This is a genomic window from Amycolatopsis sp. A1MSW2902, from assembly GCF_017312175.1.
Taxonomy (GTDB): Bacteria; Actinomycetota; Actinomycetes; order Mycobacteriales; family Pseudonocardiaceae; genus Amycolatopsis; species Amycolatopsis nivea.
Map to the genome: position 1 here is coordinate 4,148,574 of NZ_QJPO01000001.1, position 23,382 is coordinate 4,171,955.

At 72.0% G+C, this 23,382-nt stretch carries 22 protein-coding genes; 7 read left to right on the top strand and 15 right to left on the bottom strand.

The features are described from left to right. The first annotated feature begins 11 nt into the window (after positions 1-11). The 3 genes from cydB to DMP23_RS19110 are packed head-to-tail and all read left to right on the top strand — an operon-like array spanning position 12 to position 5,357. Positions 12-1,028 carry a cytochrome d ubiquinol oxidase subunit II gene (gene cydB, locus DMP23_RS19100; RefSeq protein ID WP_337821910.1) on the top strand — a complete coding sequence of 339 codons (1,017 nt, stop codon included), beginning with the start codon at positions 12-14 and terminating at the stop codon, positions 1,026-1,028. Beyond that, entirely contained in the window at positions 1,028-4,387 is a 3,360-nt protein-coding gene (gene cydD, locus DMP23_RS19105) for a thiol reductant ABC exporter subunit CydD (protein WP_337821911.1), read from the top strand. Before cydB ends, cydD begins: the two co-directional genes overlap by 1 nt. Positions 4,388-4,397: 10 nt before the next feature. Continuing rightward, positions 4,398-5,357: a hypothetical protein gene (locus DMP23_RS19110; RefSeq protein WP_337821912.1), complete on the top strand. Its 960-nt coding sequence runs from the start codon at positions 4,398-4,400 to the stop codon at positions 5,355-5,357. A gap of 91 nt (positions 5,358-5,448) precedes the next feature. Here the strand turns inward: DMP23_RS19110 and DMP23_RS19115 are convergent, their stop codons facing one another. From DMP23_RS19115 to DMP23_RS19175, 13 genes are all read right to left on the bottom strand, one after another. After that, a complete protein-coding gene (locus DMP23_RS19115) occupies positions 5,449-7,809 on the bottom strand; it encodes a phosphoketolase family protein (RefSeq protein WP_337821913.1) in 2,361 nt (786 codons plus the stop codon). Next, entirely contained in the window at positions 7,806-8,705 is a 900-nt protein-coding gene (locus DMP23_RS19120; protein ID WP_337821914.1) for a universal stress protein, read from the bottom strand. The genes DMP23_RS19115 and DMP23_RS19120 overlap by 4 nt, the downstream gene beginning before the upstream one ends. Next, the gene (locus tag DMP23_RS19125; protein WP_134661413.1) at positions 8,702-9,316 is read right to left on the bottom strand and encodes a CBS domain-containing protein; all 615 of its coding nucleotides are present in this window, start codon (positions 9,314-9,316) and stop codon (positions 8,702-8,704) included. The genes DMP23_RS19120 and DMP23_RS19125 overlap by 4 nt, the downstream gene beginning before the upstream one ends. 91 nt (positions 9,317-9,407) lie before the next feature. After that, positions 9,408-10,520, bottom strand: coding sequence for a CHAD domain-containing protein (locus DMP23_RS19130; protein WP_337821915.1), 1,113 nt, complete (start codon positions 10,518-10,520; stop codon positions 9,408-9,410). Further along, positions 10,517-10,921: a hypothetical protein gene (locus DMP23_RS19135; protein WP_337821916.1), complete on the bottom strand. Its 405-nt coding sequence runs from the start codon at positions 10,919-10,921 to the stop codon at positions 10,517-10,519. The genes DMP23_RS19130 and DMP23_RS19135 overlap by 4 nt, the downstream gene beginning before the upstream one ends. Next, a complete protein-coding gene (locus DMP23_RS19140; protein ID WP_134661415.1) occupies positions 10,918-11,808 on the bottom strand; it encodes a universal stress protein in 891 nt (296 codons plus the stop codon). Before DMP23_RS19140 ends, DMP23_RS19135 begins: the two co-directional genes overlap by 4 nt. Beyond that, positions 11,795-12,076 (bottom strand): DUF1918 domain-containing protein, encoded by a 282-nt coding sequence (locus DMP23_RS19145; RefSeq protein WP_134661416.1) that lies wholly within the window; start codon positions 12,074-12,076, stop codon positions 11,795-11,797. The genes DMP23_RS19140 and DMP23_RS19145 overlap by 14 nt, the downstream gene beginning before the upstream one ends. Before the next feature lie 15 nt (positions 12,077-12,091). Further along, on the bottom strand, positions 12,092-12,670 hold the full coding sequence (locus tag DMP23_RS19150) for a CBS domain-containing protein (protein ID WP_134661417.1): 579 nt from the start codon (positions 12,668-12,670) through the stop codon (positions 12,092-12,094). Between the two features lie 33 nt (positions 12,671-12,703). Continuing rightward, positions 12,704-13,531 carry a universal stress protein gene (locus DMP23_RS19155; RefSeq protein WP_337821917.1) on the bottom strand — a complete coding sequence of 276 codons (828 nt, stop codon included), beginning with the start codon at positions 13,529-13,531 and terminating at the stop codon, positions 12,704-12,706. 114 nt (positions 13,532-13,645) lie between these two features. Beyond that, a complete protein-coding gene (gene ppk2, locus DMP23_RS19160) occupies positions 13,646-14,428 on the bottom strand; it encodes a polyphosphate kinase 2 (RefSeq protein WP_337824413.1) in 783 nt (260 codons plus the stop codon). A gap of 30 nt (positions 14,429-14,458) precedes the next feature. Continuing rightward, the gene (locus DMP23_RS19165) at positions 14,459-15,097 is read right to left on the bottom strand and encodes a CBS domain-containing protein (RefSeq protein ID WP_134661420.1); all 639 of its coding nucleotides are present in this window, start codon (positions 15,095-15,097) and stop codon (positions 14,459-14,461) included. A 220-nt stretch (positions 15,098-15,317) separates the two neighbouring features. After that, positions 15,318-16,193, bottom strand: a complete 876-nt coding sequence (locus DMP23_RS19170; protein WP_337821918.1) for a universal stress protein — start codon at positions 16,191-16,193, stop codon at positions 15,318-15,320. Then, entirely contained in the window at positions 16,193-17,203 is a 1,011-nt protein-coding gene (locus DMP23_RS19175) for an Acg family FMN-binding oxidoreductase (RefSeq protein WP_337821919.1), read from the bottom strand. The genes DMP23_RS19170 and DMP23_RS19175 overlap by 1 nt, the downstream gene beginning before the upstream one ends. A 183-nt stretch (positions 17,204-17,386) precedes the next feature. On the opposite strand from DMP23_RS19175, the gene DMP23_RS19180 reads away from it, so the two are divergent. The 3 genes from DMP23_RS19180 (at position 17,387) to gap (ending at position 21,202) form a co-directional block, all read left to right on the top strand. Further along, the gene (locus DMP23_RS19180) at positions 17,387-18,844 is read left to right on the top strand and encodes a bifunctional aminoglycoside phosphotransferase/ATP-binding protein (RefSeq protein WP_337821920.1); all 1,458 of its coding nucleotides are present in this window, start codon (positions 17,387-17,389) and stop codon (positions 18,842-18,844) included. A 94-nt stretch (positions 18,845-18,938) separates the two neighbouring features. Then, entirely contained in the window at positions 18,939-20,195 is a 1,257-nt protein-coding gene (locus DMP23_RS19185) for an NAD(P)/FAD-dependent oxidoreductase (RefSeq protein ID WP_337821921.1), read from the top strand. Beyond that, positions 20,192-21,202, top strand: a complete 1,011-nt coding sequence (gene gap, locus DMP23_RS19190) for a type I glyceraldehyde-3-phosphate dehydrogenase (protein WP_337821922.1) — start codon at positions 20,192-20,194, stop codon at positions 21,200-21,202. Before DMP23_RS19185 ends, gap begins: the two co-directional genes overlap by 4 nt. Positions 21,203-21,382: 180 nt before the next feature. On the opposite strand, the gene DMP23_RS19195 is transcribed toward gap, so the two are convergent. Next, a complete protein-coding gene (locus tag DMP23_RS19195) occupies positions 21,383-22,057 on the bottom strand; it encodes a CBS domain-containing protein (protein WP_337821923.1) in 675 nt (224 codons plus the stop codon). Positions 22,058-22,203: 146 nt separating this feature from the next. On the opposite strand from DMP23_RS19195, the gene DMP23_RS19200 reads away from it, so the two are divergent. After that, positions 22,204-22,443: a PLDc N-terminal domain-containing protein gene (locus DMP23_RS19200; protein ID WP_337821924.1), complete on the top strand. Its 240-nt coding sequence runs from the start codon at positions 22,204-22,206 to the stop codon at positions 22,441-22,443. Here DMP23_RS19200 and DMP23_RS19205 read toward each other — a convergent pair. Then, positions 22,373-23,302 carry a universal stress protein gene (locus DMP23_RS19205; RefSeq protein WP_337821925.1) on the bottom strand — a complete coding sequence of 310 codons (930 nt, stop codon included), beginning with the start codon at positions 23,300-23,302 and terminating at the stop codon, positions 22,373-22,375. The two genes, DMP23_RS19200 and DMP23_RS19205, sit on opposite strands and share 71 nt — an antisense overlap. Positions 23,303-23,382: the final 80 nt, after the last annotated feature.

The following is a 23,382-nucleotide window of genomic DNA, read 5'->3' on the forward strand; positions in this document are numbered from 1 at the left end:
GGAGCATCGAGATGGCGCTGACCGACGTCTGGTTCCTGCTCATCGCGGTCCTGTGGACCGGCTACTTCGTCCTCGAAGGATTCGACTTCGGCGTCGGAATCCTCCTGCGCGTGCTCGGCCGCGACGACACCGACCGCCGGGTGCTGATCAACACCATCGGCCCGGTCTGGGACGGCAACGAAGTCTGGCTGCTCGTCGCGGGCGGCGCGACCTTCGCCGCCTTCCCGCTCTGGTACGCGAGCCTGTTCTCCGGCTTCTACCTGGCCCTGCTGGTGGTCCTGGTGGCCCTCATCTGCCGCGGCGTCGCCTTCGAATTCCGCGGCAAGATCGACAGTGCCCGCTGGCGCAACACCTGGGACTGGGTCATCACGATCGGCTCCGCCGTGCCCGCCCTGCTGTGGGGAGTCGCGTTCGGCAACATCGTGCACGGAGTTCCGCTCGACGCCCAGCACCACTTCACCGGGACCTTCTTCACGCTGCTCAATCCGTACGCGCTCCTCGGCGGGCTCGCGACGCTCACCGTGTTCACCTTGCACGGCACCGTTTTCCTCGCGCTCAAGACCACCGGGCCGGTGCGCGACCGGGCACAGTCGCTCGTCGCCCCGCTCGGCGCCGCCGCGCTGATCTGCGGCGGCGGGTTCCTCGCCTGGACCGCGCTCGACCACGACCTGTGGACCTGGGTCTTCGCCACCGCGGCGGCCGTATCGCTCGCCGCCGGGATCCTGCTGGGCATCCGCGGCCGGGACGGATTCTCGTTCCTGTGCACCGCGCTGGCCATCGTCGGGGTCACCGCCACGCTGTTCTGGTCGCTCTACCCGGCGGTGCTGCCCTCGACGACCGACCCGGCGTTCAGCCTCACGACCGCGAACGCCTCTTCGACGCCCTACACGCTGCAGATCATGTCCTGGGTCGCGTTCGCGTTCACCCCGATCGTGCTGGCCTACCAAGCCTGGACGTACTGGGTGTTCCGCAAGCGGGTCGGGCGGCACTCCATCCCGGCCGGCGCCGGACTCCCGAGCGCCCACTGATGCGGCCGCTCGACCCTCGCCTGCTGCGGCTGGCGAGCGCGGTGCGGCCGTTCATCGCCGGCTGCGCCGCGCTCGGCGGACTGACAGCGCTGCTCGTGCTGGCCCAGGCGGAATTGCTGGCCGACAGTGTTTCGCGAGCTTTCCTCGACGGAGCGACACTTTCCGCACTCGCTGCTCCGGTGGCTTTGCTGGCCGGAGTGGTCCTTGTGCGTGCCGGGGTCGCCTGGCTGTCTGAGACTGCCGCGCACCGGGCGTCGGCGAAGGCGTTGTCGCAACTGCGCGACGCTGTCGTCGGTGCGGCGCTGCGGACCGGGCCGCGCTCGACCACGCGCTCCCCCGCAGAAATCGCCGCGCTGGCCACGCACGGCGTCGACCGGCTGGACGGATACTTCGCCCGCTACCTCCCGCAGCTGCTCGTCGCCGCGATCGTGCCCGCCGTCGTCGGAGCCCGGATTCTCTTCGCCGACTGGACCGCGGCGCTGATCGTCGCGCTCACCGTGCCGCTGATCCCGGCGTTCATGATCCTCATCGGACTGTTCACCCAGCGCGACGTCCGCCGGCAATGGCGGACGCTTTCCGTGCTGGGCGACCATTTCCTCGACCTCGTCGCCGGGCTGGGAGTCCTGACCGCGTTCGGCCGCGCCCGCGCGCAACGCGCGACGCTGCGGGACATCTGCGAGCGCTACCGGACGCAGACCATGCGGACGCTGCGGGTGGCGTTCCTCTCAGCGCTCGCGCTGGAACTCCTCGCCACGCTCTCGGTCGCGGTCGTCGCCGTGTCCATCGGGTTGCGGCTGCTCGCCGGGAACCTGGACCTGCACACCGCGCTCGTCGTGCTGATCCTCGCCCCGGAGGTGTATCTCCCGCTCCGCGCGGTCGGCGCCCGCTTCCACGACAGCGCCGAAGGGCTCGCCGCCGCGGAGGACATCGTCGCGCTCACCGACGAGACCCCCGAGGAGCAGCACGCCGCGCCCGCACGCGCGCACGGCGTGCTGCGCCTCGAAGACGTCACCGTGACCGGCCGGTCCGGGCCGGTCCTCGACGGGTTCTCGCTGACCGTCGCGCCCGGAGAGGTCGTCGGGATCGTCGGCCCCAGCGGGGCGGGGAAATCGACGCTGCTCGACCTGGTGCTGGGCTGGCGCGAGCCGGACCGCGGCCGGGTCGTCGCGGGGGAAACCGATCTCGCCGACGTCGGCAAGGCGACCTGGCGCCGCGGTATTTCCTGGGTCCCGCAACGGCCGCATCTGGTCGCCGGGTCGGTCTCGCAGAACATCCGGCTCGGTTCCCCGCACGCGAGCGAAGCCGAGGTCCGCGCGGCCGCCACCGCCGCCGCACTCGACGTCCCGCTCGACAGGGCGGTCGGCGAACTGGGTTCCGGCCTCTCCACCGGGCAGATCCGGCGCGTCGCGCTGGCCCGAGCGATCCTGCTCGACCGTCCGCTGCTGCTGCTCGACGAGCCCACCGAAGGCGTCGACGCCGAAACCGAGGCCGCGATCCTCGACCGGCTCCCGGCGGTGCTGAACGGGCGGACCGCGATCGTCGTCACCCACCATCCCGCCGCGCTCGCCCTCTGCGACCGGGTCCTGACGGTGCCCGCCGCGCGACCGGCTGACGCCCCTGCCGCCGCTGCGTCCACCGCCGCCCCGGCCCCGGTTCCGGTGCTCGTCGAGTCCGAACCGGACAGTCCGCCGGGGACCTGGCGGCCGCTCTTGGCCGCGCTGCGCTCGCACCGGCTGCGCTTGGCGCTGGCCTGCGTCATCGCGACCGCGGCGCTCGGCTGCGGCGTCGCGCTCACCGCGACCTCGTCGTGGCTCATCGCGACCGCCGCCCTGCACCCGCCGGTGCTGAGCCTGATGGTCGCGATCGTCGCCGTCCGGACCTTCGGGCTGGCCAAGGGAGTTCTCCGCTACGTCGAACGACTGCTCACCCACGACGTCGCCCTCCGCGTGCTGACCGAACTCCGCGTGCGCGTGTGGACCCGGCTCGTGCGGATCGGCCCCGCCGTCACCGCCCGCCTCCGCCGCGGCGAACTGCTGCGCCGTTTGGTGTCCGATGTGGACCGTCAGCAGGACCTCGTGGTGCGCGGCCTCGTGCCCGGAACCGCCACGTTCGCCGTGCTCGCCGCGACCGCCACCACCCTCGGCTTCCTCCTCCCGGCCGCTGGCATCGCCGCCGCGGCGGGTCTCGCGATCGCCGCGATCGTGGCGCCGGCGGTCACCGCCGTCGCCACCCGCCGCGCCGAACGAGACACCGCGCGGCTGCGCAGCGAACTCAGCGCCCGCACGGTGGAATTGCTGCACGCCTCGGCCGACCTTCTCGCCTTCGACGCCGCCCACGCCCGGCACGCCGACCTGCGCGAACTCGACGCCCGCGCGACCGCCGAGGCGCGCCGGTCCGCTTCCCGCCGCGGTCTCGGCAGCGGAATCGCCGTACTGGGAGTGGGTTTCACCGCCGTCGCGTGTCTCGTGCTCGGAATTCTGGCCGTGCGAGCCGGAACGCTCTCCGGTCCCGCCCTGGCTGTGCTCGCCCTGACTCCGCTCGCGACCGCCGAACTCGTCGCCGGGCTTCCCGAGTCCGCGCAACGCCTTCTCGGCAGCCACACCGCCGCACAACGGCTCGCCGCGCTCGATCAGACGCCGGCCCCGCACAGCGAACCGGCCAGTCCGCAGGACCTCCGCACCGCCGACAACCTCGCCACGGCGAACCTATCGGTCCGCTGGCCCGCTTCCCCGCGCGACGCGGTGCGGGACGTCGACTTCACCGTCGGCCACCGCACCCGGCTCCTGCTCACCGGGCCCTCGGGGGCCGGAAAGAGCACAGTCATCGCCGCGCTGATGCGCTATCTCGACCCGTCGTCCGGCGAAATCCTCCTCGACGGAGCCGACACGCGCAGCTTCCCCAGCGACGCCGTCCGCGCCCAGATCGCCTGGTGCGGCACCGAAAATCACCTTTTCGACAGCACGCTGCGCGAAAATCTGCGCCTGGCCCGGCCCGGCGCGTCCGACGACGAGATCCGGGCCGCCCTGGAGCTGGCCCAACTCGGCGCCTGGCTCGCCAGCCTGCCGGACGGCCTCGACACCGCGCTCGGCCTGCACGGAACACCGGTCTCCGGCGGAGAACGCCAGCGCATCGGCATCGCGCGGGCATTGCTGTCCGCGCGTCCGATCCTGCTTCTCGACGAACCGACCGCACATCTCGACGCGCCGACCGCGGCGGCTCTCGCGGCCGATGTCCTCGCCGCGACGCGGGTCCGGTCCGCGCTGATCGCGACACACCGGCCTGGAGAGTTTCGCGGGGTGGCGGAGTACCGGATTCCGGCGCGAGCCGGGTCGGAGGCACGGGAGGGATCTCGCGTTTAGGATCGCGGGAATGGACGTCTCGTTTGTCGGGCACGACGGGAATCCGGACGACCCGATCTATCACATCCCGACTTCCCAGGCAGACCACCGGGTCCTGCCGGGCACCGGATACGAAAAAGACACGCTCGAAGACCTCCAGCTGTGGGCATGGCTCACCGCGCTGGCGTTCAACCAGATCGTGTCTGGGCCGGTCGGCGTCCGCCCGGGCACCGACCCGCCAGACCGGATCCTTGCCGTCGACGGAACTGAGTACCCGCTCGAACTCACGGTTCTGACGGTGCAGCAGCTCCGGACCCGGCTCGGCGGAGTACGGAAACTGGCCCGGCTGGTCCATGAGCGGTTGCATGACGAGCCGTCCGGCTTCGCGCACCTCGCCGGCCGCACAATCGTGATCGCTGCCTTCGACCTCGACCGGGCGCTGCCTCCTGGCACCCGCCGCACCGACGTCGCCGAACAGGTCGTCACGGCGCTTCGCGAGGACCGTGGGTTCATGGGCGACAATCTCGACTCGAACCGGCTCGCCGCCGAAGGACTGCCTACGACAATTGATCTGTCCGGCGGGGATTACGGGGAATTCGCCGGACTCAAGGTGCGTGCGGAACGTTCCGCTGTCTCAACGGGCGATCCGGTCACGGTCGTCGGCGCCGCACAGGCTGAGTTCCGGCTGATCGAGGCGCAGACGCTGGTCAAAGAGATCATCGCCAAGAAGGACGTTCCGGAGAACCGCATCCTGCTGATCTCCGCCGGAGCTCCCGACAGCGACGGCTTCGCGTGCCCGCTCGATTTCTGGCTGTTCGACGCGCTATGGCAACACGGACTGGGCGGTCGCCCGCACCCGGTGCATCTGGATTGCGTCGTGCTTCAGGCATGGGGCAAGCCGCTTGTCGCAGAGCTCTACCGCAGGCCCGGCGCCGCCTTGCCATGGCCGCCTCCGACCGTCAGGAGACCCACCTCCGACCAGCCGCAATGACGGCAACCACACCAAAGCAGCTGGCGTACGCCCATGCCACGCGGCGGGTGCACGGAAAACCGCACGCCCGCCGCGCAGCTCAGCCGGACGATTACTGCCCAGGCCACCGCCATTCCCGCACCTCGGGCAGATCCTCCCCGTGCTCGACGATCCACCGCCGGTGCCGTTCCTGCGTGCGCGTCATCCGCTGCCGCAGCGGGCCGGTCGTCGCGAGCAGTCCCGGGACGCGGTCCAGGACGTCGATCACGAGCTGGAACCGGTCCATCCGGTTGCGCACCAGCATGTCGAACGGCGTCGTCGTGGTGCCGTGTTCGGTGTAGCCGCGGACGTGGAGGCCGGCGTGGTTCGTCCGGCGGTAGGCCAGCCGGTGGATCAGCCACGGGTATCCGTGGTAGGCGAAGATCACCGGGCGGTCCGGGGTGATCAGCGCGTCGAACTCCCAGTCGCTCAGGCCGTGCGGGTGTTCGGCTTCCGGTTGCAGCCGCATCAGGTCCACCACGTTCACCACGCGAACCGCCAGCGAAGGCAGTTCCTCGCGCAGGATCGCGGCCGCCGCGAGGATTTCCAGGGTCGGGGCGTCGCCCGCGCACGCGAGGACGACGTCCGGTTCCCGGTCCGCGTGCGTGCTGGCCCATTCCCAGATGCCGAGGCCCCGTGCGCAATGCAGCGCGGCTTCTTCCGGGGCGAGCCAGTCGGGCGTCTCGTTCTTGCCCGCGACCACCACGTTCACGTAGTCCCGGCTGCGCAGGCAGTGCGCGGCCACTTCCAGGAGCGTGTTGGTGTCCGGCGGGAAGTACACCCGCACGACCTCCGGGGCTTTGTTCGCCACGTGGTCCACGAAACCGGGGTCCTGGTGGGAGAAACCGTTGTGGTCCTGTCGCCAGACGTGCGAGGTCAGCAGGTAGTTCAGCGACGCCACCGGCCGCCGCCACGGGATTTCGCGGTGCATGCGCAGCCATTTGATGTGCTGGTTCACCATCGAGTCCACGATGTGCGCGAAGGCCTCGTAGCAGGAGAACAGCCCGTGCCTGCCGCTGAGCAGGTAACCCTCGAGCCAGCCCTGGCAGAGGTGTTCCGAGAGCACCTCCATGACGCGCCCGTCCGGCGCGAGGTGGTCGGACGGCGGGCCGGGCGGCAGTTCCCAGGTTTTCGCGGTCACGTCGTACACCGCCTCGAGCCGGTTCGAGGCGGTTTCGTCCGGTCCGAACAGCCGGAAGTTCGCGCGTTCGGCGTTGCGGCGGAACACTTCCCGGAGGAAGCGGCCCAGCACCCGGGTCGGCTCCGAGGTGCTCTCCCCCGCGGCCGAGACCGGCACGGCGTGTTCGGCGACCGACGGCAGCGAAAGCGGGCGCAGCAGCACGCCGCCGTTCGCGTGCGGGTTCGCGCCCATCCGTCGCGCACCGGCCGGGATCAGGGCGGTGACCGCAGCGGCCGGGCGGCCGGCGGCGTCGAACAGCTCTTCCGGCCGGTAGGACCGCAGCCAGTTTTCCAGCTGCCGCAGGTGCGTCGGATTCTCCCGAACCTGCGTCAGCGGCACCTGGTGCGCCCGCCAGGTCCCTTCGACCTGCTGACCGTCCACGGTGGCCGGTCCGGTCCAGCCTTTCGGCGACCGGAGCACGATCATCGGCCACGGTCCCGCTCCGCCGCGGCGGAGCAGGGCCAGATCGGCGACCACCGCGTCGAGCGCGGCGGCCATCGCCTGGTGCATCGCCACCGGCTCGTCGCCCTCGACGTACACCGGGGCCCAGCCCGCGCCGCGCAGCAGCGAGTCCAATTCGGACGGCGGGATCCGGGACAGCACCGTCGGATTCGCGATCTTGTAGCCGTTCAGGTGCAGGATCGGCAGCACCGCGCCGTCGCGGCGCGGGTCGAGGAACCGGCTCGCCTGCCAGCTGGTCGCCAGCGGTCCGGTCTCCGCCTCTCCGTCGCCGACGACGCACGCGACGAGCAGGCCCGGGTTGTCGAACGCGGCGCCGAACGCGTGCGCGAGCGAGTACCCCAGTTCGCCGCCCTCGTGGATCGACCCGGGCACGTGCGGGGACACGTGGCTCGGCACCCCGCCGGGGAACGAGAACTGGCGGAACAACCGGTCCATCCCCTCGGCGTCGCGCGAGACCTCCGGCCACACCTCCGAATAGCTGCCCTCCAGCCAGGTGCTCGCCAGCAGCGCCGGGCCGCCGTGTCCCGGGCCGGTCACGAACATCGCGTCGAGGTCGTGTGCCAGGATCGCGCGGTTGAGGTGGGCGTAAACGAAGTTCAGGCCGGGCGAGGTGCCCCAGTGCCCGAGGAGCCGCGGCTTGACCTGCCCGGGCTCCAGCGGTTCCCGCAGCAGCGGGTTGCCCATCAGGTAGATCTGCCCCGCGGCGAGGTAGTTCGCGGCGCGCCACTGGGCGTCGACCTGCGCGAGTTCCTGTCCGCTGAGCGTTGCCGCGGGAGCGTCGACCGCGGTCACCGGTTCCGCCCCGGCCGCACCACGAGCACCGGGCACGAGGAGTGGTGCACCAGCGCCTGGCTGGTCGAGCCCAGCAGCATCCCGGCGAACCCGCCGCGCCCGCGGCTGCCGACGACCAGCAGCTGCGCCCGGTCGGACTCGTCGAGCAGGACGTGCCGCGGCCGGTCGCGGACCAACTTCCGCCGCACCTCGACGTCCGGGTACTTCTCCTGCCAGCCCGCGAGCCGCTGCGCCAGCAGTCGTTCCTCAGTGGGCTGCAAGGTTTCCCACTGCGGGAGGAGCCGCGCCGCGCTGTCGGTCGAGTCGTAGACCACGTCGGCCCAGGCGTGCACCGCGACCAGCGGGACCTGCCGGAAACTGGCCTCCTCGAACGCGACCGCGATCGCCGCCTCGCTGTTCGGGCTGCCGTCGACGCCGACCACCACCGGGCCGTCCTGCGGCACCGGGCCGTCGCCGTGGCGCCCGCGGATCACCGCCACCGGACAGGCGGCGTGGCCTGCCACCGCCGAGGTCGTGGCTCCGACGAGCATGCCGGTGAAGCCGCCGGTCCCGGTGCGGCCGAGCACGAGCATCCGGGCCTTCTTGGAGCGGTCGATCAGCAGGGCCGGCGCGGAATCGGTGAACACCTCGGTGCGGACCTCGAGCGAGCGGTCCACGGACAGTGCCAGCTCGCGCGCCTCGGCCGCGATGCGGTCGCCGTCCTGCTGGATGCCCTCGAAGAGCACCTGGCTGCCGGCGAGACCGCCGCCGTAGACGAGCCCCGCCAGCTGCAGGCAGTGCACCAGCTCCAGTTCGAGATCGCGGCCCGAGGCGAGCCGAGCGGCCCAGCGGACGGCTTCCGCCGCCCCCTCCGAGCCGTCGATCCCTACGAGCACCGTGCGAGTCCGGTCAGTCATCGTCCCACTTCCTGTTCCGCGGACACGATGTCCGCTCCGACCACGCCGGGCACCGCCAGTGCCAGCAACGTCGCGACGTGGCGATCGGTTTCGTCGTCGTAGCGGTCGGCGATCCGCACGATCCCGTCGTGCACCTCGACCTCCCAGCGGCCCGTGCCGCCGTAAATCTCCAGCCGGTGCCGCACGTCCGCGGCGATCGCGCGGTCTTCCCGGGCGAGCACGCGCACGACGTCGCCGCGCGTCACGATGCCGATCACCCTGCTGCCGTCGACGATCGGCATCGCCCGGATCCGCGCGTCCACCAGCGCCTGGCACAGGTCGGCGACGTCGGTGCCGGACGACATCGCCGTCGCCGGAGACGTCATCACCGCGCCGACCGTCGTGTCGATCGCGCCCGGGTGGTACGGGTGCAGGTGCTCCGACCGCGCATCGGACGGGATCCGGCCGCGGATCAGATCCGCCTCGGTGACGATGCCGGTCAACCGGTCGTCGTCGTCCACCACCGGCAGCGCGGTGAAGCCGTGTTCGGACAGGATTTCGGCCGCCTCCTTGGCGGGAGTCCACGGATGCACCGTCTCGACCGGTGCGGACATCAGATCGCGTGCGCGCATCAGGTCCGTCCTTTCCTTGTGCTGCCTCGAAAATAGGCAACGAAACCGGTCTGGCACGCCGGTCCGGAGTCACCGGTGCGAAGGACCAACGTCATCCGCGCCGCAACGGCGCCAGTTGCCGGTACACCTCGCGCCACGCCGCGGGAAGCGCCTCGGCGCACTGCTGGGCGCAGCGGATCTCGGCTTCCAGCACCAGGGCGTGGGCCCGCGTCCCCTCGCCTGCCTCGACAAGCGGCCGCAGCCTGTCCTGCGCGACCACTGCGTCCTGGTACTCGCCGAGCAGTTCCTGCAGTCCCCGCAGGCGTTTCAGTACCTGGTCCTGCTCGACCGGCAGCGCCGCGCCCGCCGCCTCGACGGCGTACCGGAGCCGTTTCACGCTCTTGCGTACTGCGTGCACGTCTCCCGTGCCGACGCGCGCATCGGTTTCCGCGACCACCTTCCAGACCAGTTCCGGAAGCACCTTCTCTGCCGGTCGTCGCGCGCGTTTCCCTTGCGCACCAGTGCTTTGCTCGCGCAGCACGACCACGAACACGTCCAGTGCGTTCAGCAGTTGCAGGTACCGCGGCGAGTCGAGGACGACCGCGCACTCGGCGGCGGCTTCCTCCGCCTGCGCGGTGAAAACCTGCTCCGCGGCTACGCGCACCTCGTCCTCGACCGCATCGGACGGCAGCTTGTCCAACGCGGCGAAGAACCGGGCCCGTTGCACCTCGACGTCTCTGGCCGGTCCTGCGCTCGCGCCGAGCCAGCGCAACGCCGACCCGAACCTCCCGGCGAGCCTCCCGCCGAGCACCGGCGCGAAAGTCCTTAGTGTGGCGCGGATCCGCCGGGCAGCCACTCGCAAGTCGTGCACGCCCTCGGGCTCTTCCAGCCGCACTGCGAGGTCGGCGCGCGCGAGTGCTCCGACCTCGCGTTCCAGGTAGGCGAGCACCACCTGCCGAGCCGTGCCAGACTCCTCGCCGACGCCCGGTCCGGTGCCGTCCTGCCTTGGCACCGGGACCAGTTCCAGGTCCCGGCTGTACGCGCGGACCAGCCGCGACAGCTCGTGCGGCACCTGGTCCACGCCGGGAGCCTCGACCCGGCATCCCCGGCCGTCGCCGAGATCGAGCTGCCACGCGCTGCCCGTGCGGCTGATCGCCATTCCGTTCCGCCGCAACCGCAGGCCGGTCGTGTCGTAGTACGTCACCGGCCGCGCCGCGCGGGTCACGACCGCACCGCCCGCTGCGCGAGCCTGCTCAGCAGGACCAGCACCACGGCCAGGGAGAGCGTCACCCATTGCACCGGCTCGCGGAAGCCCAGCACGACGAACTGAATCGCCAGCCAGCCGGCGAGCACGACGCTCGCGGCGTACCCGAACCAATGCGCCCCCGGATCCCCGCGCCACGCCGCGAACGCGGCCCAGGCGAGCGTGCCGCCGATCGCGATCACGAGCGCCAGCCCGGGCAGCGCCCAGCTGGACAGCCCGAGCGGCACGAGGGCCGACAGCGGCAGCCGGAATCCCGGGGCGCCTGCCATCAGGCAGATTCCGCCGACCAGCGCACTCGCCGCGAATACCGTCTCGTAGGTCGCGAGCAACCGTTGCGCGGCCCGGCCGTGCAACGCGCTCACGGCAGGCTCCTCGGCCGCACGACCGCCACCGGGCAGGTCGAGTGGGCGAGCAGGGCCTGGCTGGTGGAGCCGAGCAGCATCCCGGTGAATCCGCCCCGGCCGCGGCTGCCGACGACGACCAGCTGGGCGTCTTCGCCGTACTCCAGCAGGGTGCGGACCGGCCGCCCGCGCACGATCTCGACGTCGATCCGCAGGTCCGGGAACTTCTCCCGCCACAGCGCCAGCTGGCCCTCGATCCGGCAGCGTTCGCCCGCCTCGATCTCGTCCGGCACGATCTCCATGGCCCGCAGCGACCCGTCCAGGGTCAGTTCGTTCCAGGTGTGCACAACGGTGAGCGACGTCTTCCGCGCGGCCGCTTCGGCACAGGCGAACCCGAGCGCGTCGTCGCTGTCGGCCGCTCCGTCCAGTCCGACCACGACCGGTCCGGCCGCGGGCGGGACATCGTCCGGCATGCGCCCGCGCACGACCACGACCGGGCACAGCGCGTGCGCCGCCAGCGCCACGGCCGTCGATCCGACCAGCAGGCCGGTGAATCCGCCGAGCCCGCGCGAACCCAGCACCGCGAGCTCCGCGCCGCGGCTTTCCCGCAGCAGCACAGCGACCGGGTTTCCCTCGGCGACGACCCGCTGCACCCGCACCGCGGGCCACTGCCGCCGGATCGCGGCCTCGGCCTCGTCGAGCCAGGTCTCGCCTTGTCCCTGGAACCCGGTGCGCACTCCGGCCACGAACGGACCGGTGATGCCCGGCGACGGGATCAGGTAGGCCTGCACCAGCCGCAGCGGCGCGCCCCGGTGGTGTGCTTCCCCGGCCGCCCACACGGCGGCGTTGCGCGCCGACTCGGAACCGTCGATCCCAGCCACTACCACGCGTTCGTCAGGTCCGCGCATCGTGCGCTCCTCTCTTGGCCCGCCGCAGCGCGCGCAGCCGCTCGAACCGGCTGCGTTCCTTCCGGTCCTGTTCGGCTATCTCGGTTTCGGTGAGCACGACCGCGTCCGATCCGGGGAACACCGTCGTGACCCGGTCGTCGGCGAGCCAGCGCACCGTGAACGGCGGGCTGCCGTCCGGCTTTCCAGTCGCGACGATCCGGCCGCGCTGCTCCGGCAGATCGAGCCGGACGCCTTTGACCACCAGCCAGTCACCGGGCTGTGCGTGCATTTCTCCTCCTCGGTCTCACGCTCTCCGCGGCGGGCAAAGCTCTGCTGCCACCACGCCTTCGACGGTCCGCGCGAGAGCCGTTACCAAGCGGCGCTCGGCTTCGTCGGCGAACTCACCGCGGACGGTCACTGCTCCGCCGGCGACGGACACGTCCCACCGGTCCCGGTGCCCGGCGTAGTCGCTCAGCAGCGCGCGCAGCCGGGACGCGATCGCGTCGTCGCGGCGGACCAGCGACGCCAGCAGGTCGCGGCGGCTCACGATCCCGACCAGCCCGTCGTCGTCGACTACCGGGACACTGCGCAACCGGTCGAGCAGCATCCGCGCGGCGATGTCGCTCCCGTCGGCGTCGAGGTCGACGGTCTCGACCGATTTGGTCATCACGGCGTCCACTCGCAGCTCCGGGGCGACCGGCTCGCCGGTCAGCACGCCGGCCAGCGCGTCCGCCTCGGTGAAGATGCCGACGACCCGGTTGCCCTCGTCGACCACTGGCAGCGCCGCGACACAATGCTCGGTGAGCAGCGCGATCGCCTCGCGGACCGGCGTTCCCGGTCCGACCCGGACCACCGGCCGGGTCATGATGTCCCGTGCTCGCACGGCTTTCTCCTCGCTCCTCGTGGGACTGGCGGCTCAGTGCACCACCGCGACCGGGCACGCCGAGTGCGCCAGCAGCCGGTTCCCGGTCGACCCGAGCAGCCCGCCCGCGACCGGGCCGCGGCCGCGGCTGCCGATCACGACCAGCTGCGCGGGCTCGACGGCCATCAGCGCCCGCGCGGCCGAACGCTCCCGCACCGCCAGCGTGCGGACCTCGACCGACGGGTATTTCTCCGCCCAGGCGGCGATGTGCTCGCGCAGCGCGCGTTCCTCCGCCTCGGGGCGCCCGGGCTCGTCGAACGGCGTCCCGTGCCAAGCGCGCACCGCGACCAGCTCCGCCTTCCTGCTCGCTGCCGCGTCGAAGGCGAATGCGAGAACGCGCTCGTCCCCGTCCACGCCGACCACGACCGCGCCGTCGGGAACCGCTCGCCCGCGCACGACGACCACCGGACAGGACGCGCTCGCCGCGACGCGCAAGGCAACCGAGCCGATCGCCGCGCCGCGGAGCCCGCCGAGCCCGTGCGAACCGAGCACGACCAGCGACACCGACCGGGAACGTTCGATCAGCAGGTCGGCCGCGAACCCGACGCGGGCGACCACCTGGGTCCGCACTCCCGGCGCCGCGTTCTCGGCCGCCTCCGCGGCCCAGGTCAGCCAGCGGTGAGCGCGGCCGAACAGCTCGTCCGCCTTCTGCTCCGCGACCTTCCCGGAAACGTCGACGGTTTCGCCGATCCCGGCGTGGAACAGCTCCAGCCGGCAATCCCGCCGCCTCGCTTCCGCGGCCGCCCAGCGGACCGGGGCCAGAGCCGACTCCGATTCGTCGATCCCGGCGAGCACTACGCCGCCGGGCTTGTTCGCGGTCACCGCTTGCCTCCCGTTCCGCCGCCGGTCCCGGCGGCCCCTTCCACTGTCACGCGGGGGCGCCGGGGCGGGTCAGAGCCCGAAGTCCCTTCCCACGGGGACGAAAGCGGAATGTCGTCACCCGAGGGTCGCCGCGTGGTCCGGCACCTCGTGCAGCAAGCGCCGGTCGGTCCGGGCGTAGCCGGAACCGTGCGGACGGGGCGGCAGTTTCACCGGCGGAGGCGGGATTTCCCGGTACGGCACGCTGGCCAGGAGGTGGGCGATCATGTTGAGCCTGCCGCGCCGTTTCTCGTCGCCGTCCACGACGTACCACGGACAGTCGGGGGTGTCGGTGTGCACGAACATGTCGTCCTTGGCCCGCGAGTAGTCGTCCCACCTCGACACCGATTCGAGGTCCACAGTGGACAGTTTCCACCGGCGGAGCGGATCCTCGATCCGCGCGCGGAAGCGGCGTTCCTGTTCGTCCCGGCTCACCGAGAACCAGTACTTGCGCAGCAGCAGCCCGTCCTCGACCAGCAGGCGTTCGAGGATCGGGCACTGCCGCAAGAATCGCTGGTACTGCTCAGGAGTGCAGAACCCGAGCACGCGCTCGACGCCCGCGCGGTTGTACCAGCTTCGGTCGAACAGCACGATTTCCCCGGCCGCGGGCAGCTGCGCGACGTACCGCTGGAAGTACCACTGGGTGGACTCCCGGTCAGTGGGCCGGGGCAGCGCGGCGATCCGCACCACACGAGGGTTGAGGTGCTCGGTGAAGCGTTTGATCGTGCTGCCCTTGCCCGCCGCGTCGCGCCCCTCGAACACCACGACGAGGCGGGCTCCTTCGTGGCGCACCCATTCCTGCAGTTTCACCAGTTCGATCTGCAGGCGCGCCAGCTCCGCCTCGTAGACCGCCCGGGGCAGCCGCGCCGTCGCGTTTCGCGGCCACTCGCGTCAGGCGACGTCGTCCCAGACGTAGTCGAGGCCATTGCAGACCGCGACCACGCCGGGGACGGCTTCGATCAGCCGGGTGACCGGAGCGATCTCGCTGCGCCGCTCCACCCGGCCGGCGACGGTCACCACTCCGGCGTGCACCATGGCGCGCGCCCGGTCCGGGCCGAGGTGCAGCGTCTCGTACAGGACGCCGGTCACCACGTCGCGCTCGATCTCCGGGTCCGGGCGAGTCAGCGCGCGCAGCACGTCGCGCCGGGCGACGACCCCCGCCGGACGGCCGTCCTCGACGACGAACAACCGGCGCAGCCCGGTCTTGTCCAATTTGGCCGCCGCTTCGGACACGGTCTCGTCCGCGGCGACCGTGACGACCGGACTCGTCATCACCTCGCGCGCGCTCCGCGCCCCGGCTTTCCGCGCGTCCCTCCGGCGCCACCACCGGAACCGGCCGCCCCGCACCATCGGCAGCAAGTCCTTTTCGGACACCACGCCGACGAGCGCCCCGGCGTGGTCGACCACCGCGACCGCGCTGATCCCCTCCCGAGCCAGCATCGCGGCGATTTCTTTCACCGGCGTCTCGGCCCGCGCGCAGACCGGGCGGGCCGTCATCACCTCGGAAACCGGTGTCGTGATCGTCTTCATCCCTCCTCCGCCGTTCTTCCGGCCCGCCCTTGTCTTGTGCTGCCTCGAAAATAGGCATCGAGGCAGCCTCGGCACGCCGGTCCGGGGTCACCGGAGGGAAGGACCAATGTCCTCTTGGCACCGTGCGTCAGGTCCGGGCGAGCTTCTCAGGACTCAGATACGTGAGGCGATCACGCGCGCCTCAGCCGGGAGCAGGGCGGTGCCTTCTCGGCGAGGGATCTCAACGCCCGCGTCGCGCCGCCGAGGACCGGACAACCAGCACCGGGCATCCGGCGTGGTGCAGCAGCGCGTGGCTCGTCGAGCCGAGCACCATGCCCGTGAACCCGCCCCGGCCGCGGCTGCCCAGCACCACGAGCGAGGCCCGGGCGCTCCATTCGAGCAACCGGTCGCGCGGGCGGTCCTGCTCGACGATCTGCTCGACGCGCACGTCCGGGTAGAGCGAGCCGTAGCCGGCCAGTCGTTGCGCCAGCAGGCGATGCTCGGCTTCCCGTGCCTCGAACGGGAAATCGCGGTCGCCGAACAGCCGGGTGCGGTCGGCGTCGAGCCAGGCGTGCACCGCGACCAGCGGCACGCCGTGCACCGCGGCCTCCGCGAAAGCACAGGCAACCGCCGCGTCGCTGAGCGGGCTGCCGTCGACTCCGACGACGACCGGGCCGTCCGGGCGGACCGAGCCGCGAACCACCACGACCGGGCAGTGCGCGTGCGCGGCAAGGTCGATGTCCGGCGAGCCCGCGAGAAGCCCGGACAGGGTTCCGGTCGGTGCGCCGAGCACCAGCAGCTGCGCCTTCTCCGAGGCTTCCCGCAGCGCCGCCTCAGGCCCCGCCGGGCTCGTCTCGAACGCGATCCGGACCCCCGGTTCGACCGCCGCGAGGTCCTCCCGGACGGTGCGCAGCAGATCCTCCGCGACGGCTTCCTTCGCCTCCAGCCAGTCCACCGGCGGATACCGGCCGCCGGCGAAGCTGCCGTCGGCGAACCCGAACGCCGTGAGCACGGTCAGCGAAACGTGCCGCAAGACCGCCTCGCGCGCCGCCCACCGGACAGCCGCCGCGGCGGACTCGCTCCCGTCGACGCCGACCAGAACCGGGTCGGTGTTCATCACCGCTCCCGCCACTTCGGTCCGAGGACTTCAGCCACGCCGCGGCGCAGGCTCGACGGCGCTACCCGGGTCGTGCGTCCCAGCCGCAGCAGCGCCTGCGGGAAACCCGCGAGCTGGTAGTCCTCGCACAGCGACGAACGCACTTCCGGCACACGCAACGGTTGGGTCAGCACCGCGCCGGCGAGACCGAGGGTCACCCCTTCGAGCCAGCAGCGCTCCAGCGCGTACCCGGCGCGGATGTGGTCGATGCGCGCGTCGTCGGCGGTCGTGAACAGCAGCAGAGTCTCGGCCTCGAGCCGTTCCCGCAGCACGACCGGGTCCGGCACGACCGTCGCCCGCCGCACCAGCCCGGCCCACGGGAGTTCGCCGGGCGGCAGCGCGGAGAACCGGATTCCCGCCCCGTGCCGGTGCGCGGTCTCGTCCCGGATCGTCCAGAGCGCGAGTTCGCGTTGGTAGGCGCCGTCGTTCTGAAGCGCATGCGCCGCATGTTCGAAGAGCTTCGCCAGCCGCTCCATCGCGCCCAGTCGCGTCGCTTCCACCCCGGTCGTCACGGCGGCCGCGGCGACCCGCGCGGTCTGCTGCGCGCTGACCGGCAGTCCGGTGAACGCCCCGCGGTGGCTGCGCCGCACCATGATCGCCCCGTACCGCTGCAGTTCCTGATCCGTCGGCGGCAACGGCTCCGCCGACTCGACCCGCGCGACGAGGTCGGGCTGCTCCGGGTCTGGCAGCACGGCGACTTCCGCCCGCCTGCCGAGCACCCGCACGGCCAGCTCGAGGTTCGCCAGCGCGGTCCCGCAGGACATCGCCAGGTCGCGGCGGAGGGGATCGTGCTGCGGGAGTGCGACGTCGGTGCGCTCCCGCAGCAGAACCGCGCCGTCGACGAGTTCGACCCGCCAGGGCTGCGTGTTGTGCACCGAGGGGGCGCGCAGCACCGAGCGGCCCAGCACCTCCGCTTCGGCGAGCGTCCACTCGCCGGACCGGCAGCCGGTCGCGGCGGCTGTCTTCTCCATGGCGGTCACTCCTGTCGTAGCGGACCACCTGAGCCAACCCCGTCCGGCCCGCTCCGCGCTCCGGCCGCAAGCCACCGGGTCAAGGGACCAAGGTCCCCGGCTGGGCGGCCCGGGCCCAACGGCACCTCCGGGAGGACCAAGCACCCTTTCCGGCCCGCCCGCGCGGCCACGAGGGTGGGCGGCATGACCGAAACCCAACCGTGGGCCGGAGCGCGGGAGACGCACAGCGGCGCGGTGTTCTTCGCCGGAGACCGGGCGTGGAAACTCAAGAAACCCGTCGACCTCGGCTTCCTCGATTTCACCGATCCGGGGGTGCGCGAGCGGGTGTGCCGCCGCGAGGTCGAGCTCAACCGCAGGCTCGCGCCCGACGTCTATCTCGGAGTCGCCGCCGTGACCGGCCCGGACGGCGCGGTCTGCGACCACCTCGTGGCGATGCGCCGGATGCCGGACGACCAGAGACTCTCCGAGCTGGTGCGGCGCGGCGAACCGCTCAGACCGGTCATCCGCTCGCTCGCCCGGCTGCTCGCGGCCTTCCACGCGGGCGCGCACCGCGGCCTCGAGATCGACGCCGACGGCACGCGCGACGCGGTGCGCCTCCGCTGGCACGCGAGCTTCGACCAGGTGCGGCCGTTCCACGGGGTCGTGCTGGACGCGGCGACCGGCAAGGAAATCGAGAGCCGCACCGACGTGTTCCTCGCCGGACGCGCTCCGCTCTTCGCCCGCCGCATCGCCGAGCGCCGGGTCGTCGACGGCCACGGCGACCTGATCGCCGACGACATCTTCTGCCTCGAAGACGGCCCTCGTGTGCTCGACTGCCTGGAATTCGACGACCATCTCCGGTACGTCGACGGACTGGACGACGTCGCGTTCCTCGCGATGGACCTCGAACGGCTCGGCGCTCCCGCACTCGCTGCCGAACTGCTCGCCGCGTACGCCGAATTCTCCGGGGACAACGCTCCGCCGGCACTGCGGCACCACTATCTCGCCTACCGCGCGTTCGTGCGGGTGAAGGTCGCCTGTCTCCGCCACGCGCAAGGACATCCGGCGGCCGCGGAGCTCGCTCGCGCGTACGCGGAAACAACGCTTCGCCATCTCCGCGCGGGCGAGGTCCGGACGGTGCTGGTCGGCGGTCTGCCCGGTTCGGGAAAGTCCACGGTGGCCGCCCGCGTCGCCGACGCGCTCGGCGCGACCCTGCTGCAGAGCGACCGGATCCGCAAGGAAATCGCCGGAATCGACCCGGAACACCACGTTCCCTCCGACTACCGGCACGGGATTTACACGCCCTCATGGACCGCGCTGACCTACTCCGAACTCGCCCGGCGCACAGCCGCGCTGCTCGAACTCGGCGAGACCGTCGTTCTCGACGCGTCGTGGACCTCCGCGCACGAAAGAGAAGCCATCGCCGCCGTCGCGGCACAGTCCGGCAGCAGGCTGTGCGCACTGCGCTGCACCGCACCTGACGGCCTGCGCGAACGCAGGCTGACGACCCGGACCGGATCGCTGTCCGACGCCGGTCCCGCCGTCGCCCGCGAAATGGCGGAAGACGCCGCGCCGTGGCCCTCGGCGTTCCCGCTCGACACGACCGGAACGCCGGCCGACACGGTCGAAACCGCGCTCGCGCATCTCGCGCAGTGCTCGTGACCGGAGGACGAACGTCCCTCGCCCTGCCCGCCAACGTCCCTGCCGTACCTCCGGCGAGCGCGGGCACGGTGGGCGGGGAAAGGGAGGAGACAGCATGGCACGCAGCGAGGTCGTCGTTCTGGGCAGCGGTTTCGCCGGGCTGGAAACAGCGTTCCGGCTCCGCGCCCGGGCGAGCGAGGACGACGTGGGCGTCACCGTGGTGTCCGAACGCGACGATTTCCTGTTCCGCCCCGGAACGGTCCGGCTGCCGTTCGGAGCCGCCGAAGAACCGCTGCACGTTCCGCTGCACCGCGCGTTCCGGCGGCGCGGCATCGGCACGGTGATCGCGACCGCCGAAGGGATCGACCTCGACCGCGGGCAGGTGCACACCTCCCGCGGGCCGATGGCCTACGACCGGCTCGTCGTCGCCACCGGAGCGGCGAGCCGGCCGGAGGAGATCCCCGGACTCGCCGAACACGCGCACTCGATCGCGACTCCGGGCGCGCTGCACCAGCTCGGCGAGGATCTGCGCTGGGCGGCCCGGAACGCCCGGCACGGCCGGCCGCAGCGAGTGCTTTTCGCGCTGCCGCCGGGCAATCACTGCGCGGCCCCGCTGTACGAGCTCGCGCTGATGCTCGACACCTGGCTGCGCCGCAAGCAAATCCGCGACAACGTGGAGATCGCCTTCGACACCTGCGAAGAGACCTACGTCCAGGCCTTCGGCCCCAAGCTGCACGCACTTATGTCCCGGCAGTTCGAAGCGCGCGGCATCGACAGCCGCACCGCGTCGACGCTCGCCGAGGCGGCCGAGCGCAGCGCCGTGTTCGCCGACGGCTCCGTCCGGGAATTCGACGTGCTCGTCGCGTTCCCTCCGCAGGTTGCTTCCGTCGGCTACGCCGGACTGCCTGCCGACGACCGAGGGTTCCTGAGGTGCGACCCGGACACTCGCGCGGTGACTGGGCGCCCGGAGGTCTACGCGCCCGGCGACGCTGGGGACTTTCCGCTGAAGCTGGGACATCTCGCCCTGCTGCAGGCCGACGCGGTCGCCGCGGCGATTATCGCCCATCGGACCGGGGCGCAGCTGTCCGCCCGGCGCGTCCCGGTCGTGCGGCACGTGCTGGACATGCTCGACGACGCCGCCTTCGCCCAGATTCCGCTCTCCCCCGGCGGCGATCCCGCGCACGTCGACGAGGCGTCGGCCCGGTACTGGGTCAGCACCAGCGTCCTCTGGCGCGCCGGCGCACGGCTCGCCGAGACCGCGCTTTCCGCCCGGTTCCGGCTCGGCCTTCCCCTCCGCGCCGGACGAGCCGCTTTCCGCCACGGTCCCGAAATCACTCACCGGACCACCGACACCCTGATGGAGAAACCATGACCGTTCGAGTCGGCATCAACGGATTCGGCCGTATCGGCCGCGATTTCCTGCGCCGTGTCCTGGAACGGCCGGACAGCCCGGTCGAGGTGGTCGCGGTCAACGACGTCACCACCCCGGACGCTCTCGCCCACCTGCTCGCGCACGACTCCACCTACGGTCCGCTGCGGCTGCCGGTGCGGGTGATCGGCGACGCGATCGAGGTCGGCGACCGGACCGTGCAGGTGACGTCCGAGACCGAACCGGCGAAGCTGCCGTGGCACGAATTCGGCGTGTCGGTCGTGATCGAATCGACCGGCCGCTTCCGCACCCGCGAGGCGGCCGCCGGGCATCTCGCGGCGGGCGCGCGGAAGGTGATCGTTTCCGCGCCGGGCAAGGGACTCGACGCGACGCTGGTGCTCGGCGTCAACGACGGCGACTACGACCCGGCGCGCCACGACGTGGTCTCCAACGCCTCGTGCACCACGAACTGCGCCGCGCCGATGGTCAAGGTGCTGCACGAAGCGTTCGGGATCCGGCGCGGGCTGCTCACCACGATCCACAGCTACACCGGGGACCAGGCGCTGCTCGACCGGCCGCACCGGGACCCGCGCCGGGCCCGGTCGGCCGCGGTGAACCTGATCCCGACGAGCACCGGAGCCGCACGGGCGATCGGCGAGGTCCTCCCGGCGCTGGCGGGCAAGCTCGACGGGGTCGCGATCCGGGTCCCGGTCGAGGACGGTTCGCTCACCGACCTGACCGTGGAACTCGAGCGGGACGTCACCGCGGACGAACTCAACCGCGCGTTCGCCCAGGCCGCCGACGGACCGCTCAAGGGCATCCTCCGCTACTCCGAAGCTCCTCTGGTGTCGCGCGACATCATCGGCGACCCCGCGTCGTGCGTCTTCGACGCCGGCCTGACCAAGGCCGAGGGCCATCTGGTCAAGGTCTTCGGCTGGTACGACAACGAATGGGGCTACGCGGCCCGCACCGTCGAGCTCGCCGAAACCATCGGGCGAGCCCTCAGCTGAGGCTGAAAACCGTGAAGGCCGCCCCGGCAGTGCCGGGGCGGCCTTCACGGTCGTCGCACCGCCGATGCCAGGCGCTCAGGGCGGCGCTATGCGTTCGGCTGCCCACGCCAAGCGGCCCGGCACGGCTCCTGCCGGGCCCATTGTGAGCAGGATTGTCGTCTGTGCCCTGGCATTGCCGTCTCACCCCTGGGCGGTGGCCTCGTGCCGGTCCCCCGCGTACTGCAGCCGGTTGCGCACGCCCACCACTCCGGGCAGCACCTCGGTCAGCAGCTCGGCACGCTGCACCTCGCCGGGGCTGTCGACGGTCCCGGTCAAGGTGACCACGCCGTCGTCCACCCGCACCGACGTCGTCGCGGGGTCCGCCCACAGCGCCTCGCGCAGCACCCGGCGTTCGACCGCTTCCTTGATTTCCGCGTCCGGCCGGAGAAACACCGCGAGCACGTCCCGGCGGGCGAGCACTCCGGTGAGCGATCCGGAACCGTCGACGACGAACAACCGGCGCAGGTTCGCCTCGACCATCCACCGCGCCGCATCGGCCAGCGGTTCGTCCTGCCGGACGATGCGCACCGGGGTGCGCATCACGTCGAGGGCCCGCCGGCCCCGCGCTCGCGCCCAGCGGCGACGGCGGCGAGGAGAGGCGAAAAAGCCGGGCGGGGGTCCTTCGGCCCGGCTGTCGTACCGGGCGAGCAGTTCCTGCTCCGAAACCACCCCGACCGGCCGCCCCGACCCGTCGGTCACCGGCACCGCCGAAATGCGGTTGGCGGCGAGAAGATCGACCAGTTCCTTGAACGGCGTGTCCGGCGCGGCAGTCACCACCGGCCAGTTCATCACCTCCGAGACCAGCAGTCCGGTCATCACAGCACCTCCGAGTTTTCGTTGCACCGTATGCTTTCCCTCGCCGGGCGGCCGGAGTCCGCGGTCCCCGGGAGCCGGGCCGTTCTCCCCTTCCCCGCCGGTCTCGCGGCGGTGTTGCCTGGGAGCCCGACCAGGAGGAGGAGCCCATGCGAGCACACCGGAAGTTTTCCGATCTCTCCCCCGCGCAGCGGCGGACCGTCCTGGCCGCCGCCGCGGTGCAGGTACTGCTGGCCGCGGCCGCCTGGTGGGATCTCGCGAAACGGCCCGAGGACGGGGTCAACGGCCCGAAATCCGCCTGGGCGGTAGCGATCGCGGTCAACTTCGCGGGTCCGCTGGCGTATTTCCGCTGGGGCCGGGCGGTTCCTCGCCGGAACCGGCGACGATGACCGGGCACAGCGCGTAGGACATCGCCGCCTGGCTCGTGGACCCGAGCAGCAGTCCGCCGAACCCGCCGCGTCCGCGGCTGCCCACGACGAGCAGCTGCGCCCGGTCCGCCAGGTCCAGCAACTGCTCGGCAGGACGGCCGCGCACCACCAGCTGCCGCACATCGACGCCGGGATATTTCTCCGCCCACCCGGCGACCCGCTCGGCGAGCACCACGTGCGCCTCCTGCTCGATCCCGCTGTCGGCGTTCCAGCGGTTCTCCCGGAAGATCGCCGACAGCAGCCGGTCGTCCCAGCAGTGCACCGCGGTCAGCGGAGCGTTCCGCCACGCGGCTTCCTCGAACGCCGTCCCCAGCGCCAGTTCGCTCGACGGCGAACCGTCGACTCCCACGACGACCGGTCCGGTCGCCGGCGGCTCTTCGTCGCCCGCGTGCGGCCGGACGAGCGCCACCGGGCAGTCCGCGTGCGCAGCGAGAGAGATCGACACCGAGCCGAGCAGGATCCGGCCCAGCGGACGCAGTCCGGGGGTCCCGAGCACCAGCAGCACCGCCCCGCGGGACTGCGCGGCGAGGCACTTCCCGACGATTCCGCGCAGCAGCACCAGATCCGGAGTCAGTCCGGGGACCGCTTCCTGGGCGGCGTCGCGGGCGGTGCGCAGGATCCGGTGCCCGCGCGCGGTGAGCACCTTGCCGAAGTTCTCCACTGTCGGCAATGGACGGGGGAAGTCGAGGGCCAGCTCGTCGAGGACGTGCACGAGGCGCAGCGGAACCCCGCGTCCCGCCGCGGCGCGCGCCGCCCACCCGACCGCGTGCAGGGAAGCCAGCGAGCCGTCGACTGCGGCGACGAGTGCGGGTTCGGTCATCGGTTCCGCCTTTCCTTGTCCAGCCGGGTTTTCCCTCCGGACGGTAGGCGCGGACGGCACCGGGCGGCAGCGGCGTCGGT

Coding starts and splice junctions, on each gene's coding strand:
- DMP23_RS19120 (WP_337821914.1), bottom strand. CDS start 8,705: ATGACTGACCGGACTCGCACGGTGCTCGTAGGGATCGACGGCTCGGAG.
- gap (WP_337821922.1), top strand. CDS start 20,192: ATGACCGTTCGAGTCGGCATCAACGGATTCGGCCGTATCGGCCGCGAT.
- DMP23_RS19205 (WP_337821925.1), bottom strand. CDS start 23,302: ATGACCGAACCCGCACTCGTCGCCGCAGTCGACGGCTCGCTGGCTTCC.
- DMP23_RS19180 (WP_337821920.1), top strand. CDS start 17,387: ATGACCGAAACCCAACCGTGGGCCGGAGCGCGGGAGACGCACAGCGGC.
- DMP23_RS19145 (WP_134661416.1), bottom strand. CDS start 12,076: ATGCACGCACAGCCCGGTGACTGGCTGGTGGTCAAAGGCGTCCGGCTC.
- DMP23_RS19125 (WP_134661413.1), bottom strand. CDS start 9,316: ATGCGCGCACGCGATCTGATGTCCGCACCGGTCGAGACGGTGCATCCG.
- DMP23_RS19195 (WP_337821923.1), bottom strand. CDS start 22,057: ATGACCGGACTGCTGGTCTCGGAGGTGATGAACTGGCCGGTGGTGACT.
- DMP23_RS19200 (WP_337821924.1), top strand. CDS start 22,204: ATGCGAGCACACCGGAAGTTTTCCGATCTCTCCCCCGCGCAGCGGCGG.
- DMP23_RS19185 (WP_337821921.1), top strand. CDS start 18,939: ATGGCACGCAGCGAGGTCGTCGTTCTGGGCAGCGGTTTCGCCGGGCTG.
- DMP23_RS19140 (WP_134661415.1), bottom strand. CDS start 11,808: ATGCGCGGACCTGACGAACGCGTGGTAGTGGCTGGGATCGACGGTTCC.
- cydB (WP_337821910.1), top strand. CDS start 12: ATGGCGCTGACCGACGTCTGGTTCCTGCTCATCGCGGTCCTGTGGACC.
- DMP23_RS19170 (WP_337821918.1), bottom strand. CDS start 16,193: ATGAACACCGACCCGGTTCTGGTCGGCGTCGACGGGAGCGAGTCCGCC.
- cydD (WP_337821911.1), top strand. CDS start 1,028: ATGCGGCCGCTCGACCCTCGCCTGCTGCGGCTGGCGAGCGCGGTGCGG.
- DMP23_RS19110 (WP_337821912.1), top strand. CDS start 4,398: ATGGACGTCTCGTTTGTCGGGCACGACGGGAATCCGGACGACCCGATC.
- DMP23_RS19165 (WP_134661420.1), bottom strand. CDS start 15,097: ATGAAGACGATCACGACACCGGTTTCCGAGGTGATGACGGCCCGCCCG.
- DMP23_RS19175 (WP_337821919.1), bottom strand. CDS start 17,203: ATGGAGAAGACAGCCGCCGCGACCGGCTGCCGGTCCGGCGAGTGGACG.